7 protein-coding genes and 1 pseudogene are annotated in these 12538 nt (G+C 72.5%); 6 read left to right on the plus strand and 2 right to left on the minus strand.

The annotated features are described in order from the left end of the window. Window positions 1–375 precede the first annotated feature (375 nt). On the minus strand, window positions 376–948 hold the full coding sequence (locus ACIF8T_RS24635; protein ID WP_400038252.1) for a hypothetical protein: 573 nt from the start codon (window positions 946–948) through the stop codon (window positions 376–378). 107 nt (window positions 949–1055) lie between these two features. After that, window positions 1056–1595 carry a hypothetical protein gene (locus ACIF8T_RS24640; RefSeq protein ID WP_400038253.1) on the minus strand — a complete coding sequence of 180 codons (540 nt, stop codon included), beginning with the start codon at window positions 1593–1595 and terminating at the stop codon, window positions 1056–1058. 417 nt (window positions 1596–2012) lie between these two features. Here ACIF8T_RS24640 and ACIF8T_RS24645 point away from each other — a divergent pair, with 417 nt between their 5' ends. The 6 genes and pseudogenes from ACIF8T_RS24645 to ACIF8T_RS24670 all read left to right on the plus strand — a co-directional run bounded on the left by ACIF8T_RS24645 (window position 2013) and on the right by ACIF8T_RS24670 (window position 12309). Beyond that, entirely contained in the window at window positions 2013–4319 is a 2307-nt protein-coding gene (locus ACIF8T_RS24645; RefSeq protein ID WP_400038254.1) for a peptidoglycan recognition protein, read from the plus strand. A gap of 601 nt (window positions 4320–4920) precedes the next feature. After that, window positions 4921–5427, plus strand: a pseudogene (locus tag ACIF8T_RS24650) (hypothetical protein); the annotation flags it as partial. Window positions 5428–5430: 3 nt separating this feature from the next. Further along, a complete protein-coding gene (locus tag ACIF8T_RS24655) occupies window positions 5431–6852 on the plus strand; it encodes a hypothetical protein (RefSeq protein ID WP_400038415.1) in 1422 nt (473 codons plus the stop codon). Beyond that, window positions 6849–8300 (plus strand): VWA domain-containing protein, encoded by a 1452-nt coding sequence (locus tag ACIF8T_RS24660; RefSeq protein ID WP_400038255.1) that lies wholly within the window; start codon window positions 6849–6851, stop codon window positions 8298–8300. The genes ACIF8T_RS24655 and ACIF8T_RS24660 overlap by 4 nt, the downstream gene beginning before the upstream one ends. 53 nt (window positions 8301–8353) lie before the next feature. After that, window positions 8354–9475, plus strand: a complete 1122-nt coding sequence (locus tag ACIF8T_RS24665) for an AAA family ATPase (protein WP_400038256.1) — start codon at window positions 8354–8356, stop codon at window positions 9473–9475. Between the two features lie 14 nt (window positions 9476–9489). Beyond that, window positions 9490–12309, plus strand: coding sequence for a hypothetical protein (locus tag ACIF8T_RS24670; protein WP_400038416.1), 2820 nt, complete (start codon window positions 9490–9492; stop codon window positions 12307–12309). The last annotated feature ends 229 nt before the right edge of the window (window positions 12310–12538 follow it).

The following is a 12538-nucleotide window of genomic DNA, read 5'->3' on the forward strand; positions in this document are numbered from 1 at the left end:
CGCTGACCGTGAACGTGGTCCCCTTGGTCCGTGCGCACCACGAGGCCTGGAAACGGCCGGTCGGACCGCGGGGGCGTCGCCGGGCCGCTCGGCCCGGGGTCTTCCGGGACCCGGGCCGAGCGCGGGAGTGTCCGGGGGTGGTGTCCTTGGCGGTGACGCGGTCGTCGAGGTGGATGACGGCTGTCGGCCCGTCCGAGGGGACGGGATTGCCCAGGGCCCGGGAGATCGCGGCGCCGACGCGGCGTCCGATCGACCGGTCCGGCCCGGCCCAGGGACTGCGGAGGTGTCCGGCTGGATGATGCGGCGGGGAAACGGCGCGAAGCGCCCCTCCTTCGTGGTGCCGGGTAAGGGCACTGGCGCGGAACACTTACGGGCTTACCGGAGCTTCATGCCCCCGGGTGAGGTGAGGCCCTTGTCGGGGTGGGCACGGAATGTTGCCGTCCATGCAATGGGTGGGCAGGACGTGCCGTTGGGGCGCTGCTCCTTCAGCCTGGCCCGGGTGCTGTCCTCGACGACCGTGTCACCGCTCTTCGCGGAGGTCACGGTGAGCCGTACCGGCACGGTGGACGCACCGACGTCGTCGGGGAGTTGGACCGACAGCGAGGCGAACGGGTCGTCGGGACTGCCCGATGCCCGCTCCTCGCAGGTGCCGTCCACGCACAGCCGGATTCTTGCCTCGTCCCGGCCACCGAAGTCGGCGGGCTGCCACACGGCGGAGACCCGCGAGTCCGCGTCGGCTTCGGTACATGGCGTGTCCTGACCGAGGAGTGAACATCCGGTCAGGGATACCGCCAGCAACGGTGTGAGAAGGACGCGGCGCATGTCAGTACCTCTCTGCCGTGCCGGGAAACCTGCCGGCCGGATCGGCGCGGCCTGAGCTGTTTCGGTACCCGGCGTCGTGGCGGCCGTCAGGGCGGCATGGGCGAGCTGGGCGAGGTTCTCGGGCATGTCGGTCCTCGAAGAGACGATGTCCTGCACGTGTGAAGGAGCGCGGAACGGGTGGCCCACCGGCCATCGGTGGGTCACCCGGGCGTGCCGCGTGCGCACGGAGATGATCACCGTACGCGGTTACAGGCCAGGAACTGGCTTCGCAGATGGACGAGACGGCCGTCACGAAGCCGTTCCGCTCCAGGACCACACCGTTGCCGTGGGTCACGATCCTCGTGCCCGGCTCGACCTGGATGTCGTAGTGGACCTTCCCACTGCTTCTTCCACGGCGTGTACCAACTGGCCTTGCCCTGGAGCTTGCTCGTCTTCCGCTTGCCCGGACGGGTGCCCCAGGTCTCCGCGCAGACGGCGTTGCGGGACAGGTGGCGGTTGGCGAAGCCCTTGATCCGGGTCTCCACGCAGTAGCCGATGCAGCGGTGGCCGTCCCTGGTGACACCGCCGCCCCGGCGCCCGGTGATGATCCACAGGCTGTGGCCGTTGGTCTTGTGGGCCTTGCCGCACTTGGGGATCAGCCCCGTGGTGTCCGTGCTGTTGCACGGGTCGGCGTTGGCGTAGTCGTCGTAGTCGAGGGCGGTCGGCGCGCTGGTGCCCGGCAGCGGGAGCTGCAGAGCCGTGTCGCCGTGCGCGTTGGTCCGTTGCAGCACCACGTCACCGGTTTGCCGCTGGTCGCGGTGAGCGCTCCGGTGACGGAGACGATGTTGCGGGTGACCGCTCCGGTGGCGGTGTCCTCGACCACCCATCCGGGGTTGTCGGAATCGCTGTCGTACGGATTGGCCTTGGACGACGTCCGGGTCCAGGAGGTGCCGGAACCGGAACCGGGGAGAGGCTTCCGTCGCGGCAGAAAGCCGCAAGTGGAACCTTCCTTGCCGGAAGACTCCAGTGATCTCCATCACCTGGCAGGGCCTGGTCCTCGTACCGTGCGTGACCGGTTTTCGATCTTTCCGCTCCGGCTGTCGGCGCTGCCGTACAACCTTCACCCGGTTGTCCGAGTCTCCCGCGTGCCGCCTCTTCAGGGCGGCCGACTCCCCGCTCGCCCCCTGCCCAGAAGGACTTCGCAAGCTGACATGCGCACACCACGACATTTCTGGAAGGCGTCCGCCGTCGTCGCGGCCGGCCTGTCCGGAGCACTCGTCCTGCAGGCCGTGACGGGGCAGGAGAGCACCGGCTCCCACGCCGACGGCACGCCGGGCCCCGTCACCAGCAAGGCGGAGACCACCGCACTGCGAATCTCCGCGGACGGCACCTCCGCCTCCCTGGGCAAGCGGGACACCGCGCCGTTCAGCATGCTCGGCGTGACCTGGGCCGACCCGTCCTCCCGCGTCGGCGGCACGGTCGAGGTCCGCACCCGGGCCGCCGGCACACAGACCTGGTCGCGGTGGCTGACGCTGGACGGCGACAGCGGCCAGGGGGAGAACGGCGCCGCGCGCGGGGGTACGGAACCGGCGTGGGTGGGCCCGTCCGACGGCGTCGAAGTACGGATCGACGGAAAGAATTCGGCCAGGTTGCCGAAGGGCCTGCGACTGGACATGGTGGACCCCGGCAGCGGTGAGGTCACCGGGCTGGAGCCTGCGGCCTACGCGGTCGAGGAGACCGGGGTGCCCGACCCCTCGGCCACCGAGCCGGGCACCGGCACCGAGCCGCAGCCGGACACCACCGTCCCGGAGACTCCCGCCTCCGAGACGGCGTCGTCCGCACCGTCCTCCCCCGAGCCCTCGGCGCCGGAGCCCTCGACCCCGGATCCCTCGGTGACCGGGCCGACGGCCACTGTTTCGCCGTCCGCCCCCGACACCTCCTCCCCCACCGCCTCCCCCAGCCCTTCGGCAAGCGTTCCGCCCGCGCCGCCGTCCACCGCGCCGCGCCCGTCGATCACCTCCCGCGCCGCCTGGGGCGCGGACGAGTCGATCAGCCCGGAGGAGCCGGGTTACCTGCCCGGCGAGAAGATCAAGGCGGTCGTGGTGCACCACACCGCCGAGTCCAACGACTACACCTGCGACCAGGGTCCGGCCGTGGTGCGCGGCATCTACGCGTACCACGTGAAGCAACTGGGCTGGAAAGACCTGGGCTACAACTTCCTCGTCGACAAGTGCGGCACGGTCTACGAGGGCCGCAAGGGCGGAGTCGACCGGCCGGTGCTGGGCGCCCACGCCTACGGCTTCAACAGCGAGACCACCGGCATCTCCGTGCTGGGCACCTACACCGCCACCGCGCCCTCCACGGCCGCCATGACCTCCGTCGCCCGGATCGCCGCGTGGAAGCTCGGCCAGTACGGTGTCGACCCCACCGGCACCGCCACCCTCACCACGGGCGACAGCGGCCGCAGTTACTCCGGGAAGACCTGGGCCAAGGGCGCCCAGCTGGCCCTGCCCGCGATCCACGGCCACCGCGACGGTTACAACACCCAGTGCCCCGGTGACGCCTTCTACGACAACCTCGCCACGATCCGTGCCTGGGCGGGCGGACCGGTCTCCGGTCTCACCCTGAAATCCGTCACCGGCAGCGAGACCTCCGGCTCGACCACCTACACCAAGGCCGGCATCACGGTGAACTGGTCGGCCGCCACCCCGGCCGCGCTCATCTCGAAGTACGACGTCCTGGTGGACGGCAAGGCCGTGGCCACCGCCGCCGGCACCGCCACCTCCGCCAAGGCCACCCTGGCCGCCGGCACCCACCAGGTGGCCGTCCGCGCCGTCCACCAGTCGGGCAGGACCGCCACCACGGCGGCCGCGACCGTCGTCGCCGAGACCACCGCCCCCACCTTCGCCGCCAAGCCGAACCTGGCCCTGCGCACCGGCACCGTCGGCACCTCCGCTGTTCCGCTGACGCTGAAGTGGAAGGCCACCGACGGCACCGCGCTGAGGGAGGTCCGGCTCACCGCCCCGACCGCCAAGACCTACGGGCCCACGGTCACCAGCGCCAACCACACCGCCGCGTCAGGCGCCGCCACCACCTGGTCGATGACCGCCCACGACCGGGCCGGCAACACCGCCACCGCCTCGGTCGCCGGCACCCCGCTCATCCTCCAGGAGAGCTCCGCCGCCAAGTCCGGGACGTGGACGACCAAGTCCTCCTCCAGCTACCTCGGCGGCAAGTCGTACACCAGCTCATCCAAGAACGCCTCGCTGAGCTGGACCTTCACCGGCCGGTCCGTCGCCTGGGTCGTCTCCCGCGCCACCACCTCCGGCCAGGCCCACATCTACGTGGACGGCACCAAGGCCGCCACCGTGGACCTGAAGTCGTCGACCACCAAGTACCGCGACGCGATCTGGACCAAGACCTGGAGCAGCAGCGCCAAGCACACGATCAAGATCGTCGTCGCCGGCACCAGCGGCCGGCCGGCCGTCACCACCGACGGCATCGTCCACCTCAAGTAACGGCCCTCCGCCCTCGGCGGACCACAACAGCCCGGGGCCCGTCCGCGTGTGTGCGGACGGGCCCCCGGCACGTTCGGGAGCGCAGCAGACTGCATCGCCGCTCCCCGTGCGGTGCGGTCACGTCGTCAGGTGTGTGAATGCTTGCCGACGTGCCAGGGTGCGGTGGTGCGGGGTTCCGGGTCTGTGGTCAGGTCGTGGTGGGCCGACCGGCGACGCCGATGATCTGGACCCCATGGTGAAGCGGGCGGTCATTCCGGCGTGGTGCCAGGGCGCGGTCATCGAGTGCCGCCGGCAAGGCCGGAAGCGGGGGCGGACTCCTGCCCGGCGCGAACAGAAACCCAGCCTCGGCGGCACCAGTGCGCCGGTTCCCGGGCCCGACGCCTCAGCCGCCCCCGGCGATCCGTGACGCGGACCGCCGCACCTCCCGCGACAGCGCCCCGGACGCGGCCGCCCCCGCTCAACTCGGCTCCCCCTGCCCGCCGAGCGCCGCTGTCAGAGGTCACCAGTAGTTTCGTTCTTGTCGCGCCGCTCCGGCGTGACAGTCCCCTTGTGCTGCGCCGACACGGCGTGACACGCCGTGTGCCGCGAAGGAGATGGTGCGTTGTCGGACTGGGAGAAGTCGAGCACGGCCCGGGTGGTGCCACCCGCCCGGCCCCGCAAGCTCGCCAAGGTCCCCTTCGTCGAACTGGCCGACGGACGCCTCCAGGGCGTGGTCTCCAGCGGCTCGGACATCGAGCGCGTCTACGTCTCGTCGGTCGTCTCCGGCACGTACGCGTTCGCGTGCAGCACCAACAACAACCGCCCCTGCGGCGGAGCCCGGGGCTCGTTCTGCAATCACATCCGCGCCCTGATCACCGAGGCGGTCCTTCAGTACGGCGCCGAGCGCGTCGCCCGCTACCTGCGCGTCGAGCCCGAGGGCGGGGAGGCGGACGCCCCCGCCCTCACCGCAGCCATGATCGCGGCTGGCCCCGCGCAGGCGGACGGCAAGACCGCGGCGGCCCCCGTCTTCAGCCGGTTCCTGCGTCACCTCGCCTACCTCGAACTCGCTCCGACCACCGCCCCGTTGCCGGAGATGCAGTGGTTCACCCCGACCCGGGCGGCGACCGCGGAGGTGCCTCCGCGCGCGCTCGCTCCGGCGGCGGGGGAACCCGCCGGTCCGCTCACCGCGCCCCTCGACGGGCTCGACGACGCCCTGGCCGCGGTCGACGCCTTCGACCGGGCCCTCGTCGCGGGCCTGCTGCGACCCCAGCCCGCCCGCATCGCCGATCTGACCGAACTCGCGCATGCCGTCGCCGGTTCGCCACTGGCCGCCCGGGTCGCCGAAGCGGCCGAGAAGGCGGCGGCCGGGGCCGCGGGCGAGGACGACTTCACCGCCCTCGCCGCCGCCCGCTCCGCTCTCCTCGGCGCCGCCCACGACGCGCTGCTCGCCCGCGCCGACGAGACGGCCGGCCGCACCCGCGACGAGAAGGCGCCGGCGGCCCCCGCCGGACGACCGACGGTCAACCTGCTCCTGGCCGCCCGGACCTGGCTCGCCGACCTCGCGCGCACCGGCTGGCAGGGCATCGACCACGAGCTGGTCGGCGCGGCGGCGTCCATCGTCTCCGCGATGCTCCCCGACCCCGCGCTGCGCCGCCTGGCCACCTTGCTCGACGGCTTCGCCGCCGAACTCGCCGCCTCGTGCCCCGGGTCCTCCCTGGAGCGGTTCCCGGCACGCCGCTGGGGCGACCTGTGGGCGCGCGCCCTGCTCCTGACCCGCCCCGGCGCCCTCGGGGCGGCCGCGACCGGGACCGCCACCGGCCGTCTGCTGCCCCTCGGCCTCGACCTCCACGAACACGCCACCGCGGCACAGGCCCAGGTCCACGCGGTGTTCGAACCCGCCGACGGCGGGGCACCCCGTCTGGTGCGGGCGAGCGTCTCCGTACCCAAGCCGGACACCGTCGTCGCGGCCGGTGTCTGGCAACTCCTGCGGCCCCACCTGTCACTGCTGGCGGCGCTCGGCGAGGGCCGAGCCGTCGACCTCACCGACATGCCGCTCTCCGAGGAGGGCGACCTGATCTGGGACGACGAGCGGGCCCGCCCGGGCGAACCGGCCGACGCCTTCGCCACCGCCCGCGTCGCCCTGCCGACCGCGACCGCCGCGCCCACGGCACCTCTGGACCGGCATCCCGCACGCCTCGCCGAACCGGTGTTCCTGGAGGGCTACGACACCCTGCGGGACGGCGACACCCTCACCTTCAGGCTCCCCGGCTACTCCCTCGCCGTCGACACCGACCGCGTCCCGGCCGCGGGACCGCTCACCCCCGACGCCGTCGCGGCCTCCAGCGCCTGCATCGGCCTGCTCCGCTGGGACGACGGGGACTTCCGCGTGCAGCCGCTCGCCGTCGAGACGACCGTGCGCAAGAAGACCGTCGCCCTCCAGGCGGGCGCCTGGGCCGGCGGCACCGCCGACAAGGCGGGCGTCAAGGCGGAGAAGGCGGCCACGGACGCCGTGACCGTGCTGCGGGAGCGGGCGGGGAGGCTGCTGCGCACATGAGCGAGCACACCACTGAACAGGCCACCGGACCGGACCGCGACGACAACCGCCGCCAGGTCCTCTACTGGAGGCTGCTCGCCCGGCTGTTCGACCCGGAGGAGCAGGCCGCGCTGGAATCCGCGAGCCTCGCCGTCGTGGAGGACATCGGTCTGCCGCCCGCGCTGCTGGACCCGCAGACCTCCGTCGACTCGATCGTGCAGCGCCACCCCGGGCTGGCCGCCGAGTTCGACGGCCTGATGGTCCCCGCGACCGGCGGGGGCGGCCAGGACGCCGGGACGACCGGCGGCGATGCCGCCGGAACAAGCTCCGACGGGAACGGCGAGGGCCCCGAGAACAGAGGCGACACCGGTGACGTACGCGACCGGGCCGCCGAGGTGCGGCGCGCGGCGCTGGTCTCCAAGGTGCTGCTGAACGTCTTCGCCACCGGCAGCGGATCCGTCAGCGCCGGTCAGCTCGCGCGCTGGCAGTCCGACGCCGGCTGGCTGGAGCGTGCCCTCGGCTGCTCACCCGGTGACCTCCGGGGCGGCCGGGGTGCGGTGCCCGGCCATGGGGCAGCCGCGCTCAGCCCGGAGCTCGGCGCCCTCGAGGCCGACCTCGTCCGGCGGATGCGCCTGCGCGAGGTACTGGCCGACCCCGGGCTCGCCGCGCGGCTCACCCCGAGCATGTCGCTGATCGAGCAGCTGCTGCGCGACAAGAACAACCTGTCGGGCGTCGCCCTGGCCAACGCCAAGGCGCTGATCCGCCGCTTCGTCGACGAGGTCGCCGAGGTGCTGCGCACCCAGGTCGAGAAGGCCACGGTCGGCGCGCCGGACCAATCAATCCCGCCCAAGCGGGTCTTCCGCAACCTCGACCTCGACCGCACCATCTGGAAGAACCTCACCAACTACAGCCCCGAGGAGGAACGGCTCTACGTCGACCGCCTCTACTACCGGCACACCGCCCGCAGGACGACACCGCAGAAGCTGATCGTCGTCGTGGACCAGTCGGGCTCGATGGTCGACTCCATGGTCAACTGCACCATCCTCGCGTCGATCTTCGCCGGACTGCCGAAGGTGGACGTCCACCTGATCGCCTACGACACCCGCGCCATCGACCTCACCCCGTGGGTGGACGACCCGTTCGAGGTGCTGCTGCGCACCCACCTCGGCGGCGGCAACGACGGCCCGGTCGCGATGGCCATGGCCCGCCCGAAGATCACCGAGCCGCGCAACACCGTGATGGTGTGGATCTCCGACTTCTACGAGTTCGACCGCTCGCAGCCACTGTTCGAGGGCATCGAGGCGGTCCACCGCTCGGGCGTGAAGTTCATCCCCGTCGGCTCGGTGACCAGTTCGGGACGGCAGGAGGTCAACCCCTGGTTCCGGGAACGCTTCAAAGCCCTCGGCACGCCGGTGGTCTCGGGCCACATCCGCAAGCTCGTCCACGAGCTCAAGACGTCACTCGCGTAGGCGACCGCCTCCTCACCGGGCAACCGCCCCCTACTGCTTCGAAAGGCCCCGACATGACCGACCTGCTGCGCGCCCCCGCCGAGATCAAGTACGCCGAGGAGCTCGACTGGCTGGAGTCGATCGACGACGACCCCAAGCCGTTCTCCTGGCGACTGTCGCCGAAGATGGTCCGCCTGTTCATCTGCGGCTCCGAGCGCGCCGACGGCCTGGACCGGGAGATCCCGCAGAAGTGGTTCGGCGACCGCAGCTTCGTCGAACGCTCCATCGTCACCCTGGCCTCCGACCGCGGGCTGCTGCTCATCGGCGACCCCGGCACCGGCAAGAGCTGGCTGGCCGAGCTGCTGTCCGCGGCGATCTGCCGCAACTCCACGCTGGTGGTGCAGGGCACGGCCGGCACCACCGAGGACCACATCAAGTACTCCTGGAACGTGTCCATGGTCATCGCCAAGGGCCAGTCGCGGCAGTCGATGATCCCCTCGCCGATCATGACCGCGATGGAGGCCGGCGCCATCGGCCGCTTCGAGGAGCTGACCCGCTCCACCAGCGACGTCCAGGACGCGCTGATCTCCATCCTCTCCGAGAAGTACATCTCCGTCCCCGAACTGGAGAGCGGCGGCAGCGACAACATCGTCTTCGCCAAGCCCGGCTTCTCGGTCATCGCCACGGCCAACAGCCGCGACCGGGGCGTCAACGACCTGTCCTCCGCGCTCAAGCGCCGCTTCAACTTCGTCCGCATCCCGGTGGTGACGAACAAGAGGAGCGAGGCGGAGATCGTCCGCTTCCGCACCGAGGAACTGCTGCGCCGGCACTCGATCGACCTGGACGTGCCGCCGACGCTGCTGGACGTGCTGCTGCAGAGCTTCGCCGACCTGCGCGCGTCCGCCGCGGCGGCCGGCAGCGACGACGAGAAGCTGGAGTCCGCGCTGTCGACGGCCGAGCAGATCGGTGTGCTGGAGGACGCCGTCCTGCACAGCAACTTCTTCGGCGAGCGCACCCTCACCGCCCGCACCCTCGCCTCCTCGCTCGTCGGTTCCCTCACCCGCCGCGAGCCCGAGGACCTGGCCATCTTCAACAAGTACCTGCACGGCGTCGTCGAGCCGCGCAGCAAGGAGGAGGGCGGCTCCTGGCCCGAGTTCCTCGAGGGCGGCCGCGACGCGATCGCCACCCTGTCGTGAGCGCACCGAACACGATGAGCGGATCCCACGAGAACACGTTCGCCGGGCTGCGCGGGCAACTGCGAGAAGCGGCCGCCACGTTCGCGGGCGGGCCCGACGCCCTGGAGGGCATCCTCCTCGGCATGGTCGACGACGTCGACCGCGCGGTGCGCGAGCCGCTGGAGATCTTCCCCGTCTGCCACCACTCGCCCGCCTCGGCGCTCGCCATGGCCCGCCGGCTGCGCGAGAAGCAGCCCAAGGTCGTCTACCTGGAGCTGTGCGAGGACATGGCGCCGCTCCTGACCGAGCTGCGCAACTGCCGGCTGCCGGTGGCGGTGCAGGCGTTCGCCGGGGACGTCGACGGCTTCCCCGCCGCGTGGGCGCCGCTGTCGGTCGTCGCGCCGATCACGGAGGCGTCCGCCGAGTACCAGGCCATCGCGTACGCGCTCGACACCCCGGGCGTCGAACTGGTCCTGGTCGACCGCTCCTCGGACCACGTCTTCCAGTGGGACAGCCGGGACGGGCGGACGGCGGAGGGCGCCGGCGACGCCCCCGACGCGTCTCGGCCCGGGGCGCCCGAGACGGAGGCCGCGCTGCACGGCGACGCCGTCGGCGTCGAGATCGGCGACCTGCGGCCCCGCTTCGCCGAACTGGAGGAGCACCTGCTGCGCCACGGCCGGGTGCGGCACTGGTCGGAGTGGTGGCACCAGTACGTCGAGGTGCCGCTCGGCGGCAGCGACCACGACACCTACCGCCAGGTCATGTTCCTCGTCGGCAGCCTCTTCCGGCGCCTCGCCCCCGGTGACGGCGACCGGGTCCGGGTGGACGAGGACCGCGAGCGGTACATGTGGACCCGGATGCGCGAGCACCTCACCGCCACCGGCACCGACCCCGCCGACTGCCTCTACGTGTGCGGCGCGTTCCACGCGGCCAGCCGCGTCGAGGAGTTCGGCATCCACGGCAGTGACACCTTCACCATCACGCCGCGCACCGCGACCGAGTGGCGGCACGGCCTGATCCCGTCCAGCCACGCGGCCATCGAGGCACAGTTCGGCCTCGCCGCCGGGTCGGTGTCCATCGCCGCCACGGAGTGGGCGAAGAACCTCCGGCGCACCGGCGTCCGGCCGTACCGCCTGGCCGGCCAGGCCGGCACCAGGAACACCAAGCCGAGGAAGGCACTGCCCGCGACCGGGTCCGCGCCCGAGGGCCCGGCCGCCGACCGGCTCACCGGATTCCTCCGGCGTCCGCCCGCCCTCGACCCCCTCGACGAGGCCGAACTGCTCGGCTGGTCGGTGGACATCGTGCGCGCCGCCCGTCGCAACGGCTACCTCGCCTCCACCGCCGACGCCATCGCCGTGTTCGAGACGTCGATCCTGCTGGCCGGGATGCGCGACCGCGTCAAGCCGACGCCGTACGACCTCCAGGACGCGGCCGTCACCTGCATCGAGAAGGACGCGGTACCGGGGCGGCGGGACGTGCGCCGACTGGTCGAGATCATGATGGGCGGCGACCGCGTCGGCCGGGTCGGCTACGACGCGCTGCCGCCGCTGGCCCGGGACGTGCACGACCGCCTCGCCCCGCTGAACCTGAGGCTCCAGCAGCGCGGGGTGCAGCGGGCCCTGCTGGACATCGCCTCCCGGCCCGAGCTGGAGCGCTGCTCCGACGTGCTGTGGATGCTGCACCGCCTGCTGCCGCACGGCGCCGCACGGCCGATCATGGGCGACCGGGGCCTCGGCGAGCGCCCCGTCCAGGAGTCCTGGGACCTCGCCCTGGGCACCCACCAGCGCGCCCTCATCGAGCTCGGCTACGAGGGTGTCAGCATCGAGCAGGTTCTGGAGCAGCGGCTGCGCCGCACCGCGTACGCGCCGCGGGCCACGGCCGCCCAGGTCCTGGAGGCCGTCGAGGACGCCATCCGCTACCTGCGCAGCCGCCGCCTGGCCGACGAACTGGGCACCCGCGCCCTGGAGGTCCTGGCGGGCGAACGCACCGTCGACGGCGCACCGGAGGTGCTGCGCCGGATCCGTCGCCTGCTGTCCTATTACCGCACCGCCGAACCGGTGCTGCCGGCCTGGATCGAGTCCTTCGTCAAGACGGGATACGCGCACTACTGCACCCTGCTCCCGACGGCGTTCACCGACGAGGACGCCACGGTCCGCCAGGTCGCGGCCATGCTGGGTTTCCTCTTCGGGATGGAAGGGCTGGCCCTCTCCTTGGGCTGCGACCGGACCCAGCTCGAACTGGCCCTTGCCCAGTGCCGTCCGCGGGAGTCCTCGCGGACGGCCCTGCTGTGGGCGGCGCAGACCCACCTGGGCACGCTCTCCCGTGCCGCCCTGCGGACACGCTGCGACGACCTGCTCGCCAACCCCCTGGTGGTGCCCGCCTACCCGCGCTACCTCAGCGGCTTCGTGCACGCCCTGGAACCGGTGCCGCATCTCGCCGACTTCGTCGTCGAGGCGGTGTCGAACGCCTTCGCCCGTCTCCCGGACCCGGTCCTGCTGCCCTGGCTGCCGACGCTGATCACCACCCTGCGCGCGGGCGGCGCCGAACTGGCCCCGCTGCTCATCCGGGAGGCCGGCCGTGTCTTCCCGGCCCGCCTCCCGGACCTGGACGCCTGGACACCGCCTTGGCATCCCACCCGGGAGTCGGCGGCCCCGCACCCCGGGGGATCCTCCGGGGCGGCCCGTGGCGCGGCGCTGCTCGCCGCCCACCCGGCGACGTGTGACGCGCTCGCGGACCTGCTGGGCTGCGACGGCGCCTGGACGGGCCCGGAGCCCGCCGCTCCGAAGGGCTCCGCCCTCCTCACCCGCCATCCCGACACCGCGACGGCCCTGGAGGCGCTGCTGGCGGCGAACTGAGACGGAGGGGCCGCGCCACCGTCGTGCGGCGGCGCGGCCCGGATGAGGCACGGCCTCCCGGCCTGCTTGCGACTTCCTGCGCCTCCGCAAGGGAACGGGCGGTCGACCGCGATGCGGTCGATCAGACACCCAGCGCCGCGCCCCCTGCTCGGTGATCGTCCTGCGCATGGTGCCGTGCACCACCGAAGTCGTCATCAGGATCGACAGCCGCATCAGGAGGATGCTCTCG

The sequence above is a fragment of the Streptomyces sp. NPDC085946 genome, from assembly GCF_044540485.1.
Classification (GTDB): domain Bacteria; phylum Actinomycetota; class Actinomycetes; order Streptomycetales; family Streptomycetaceae; genus Streptomyces.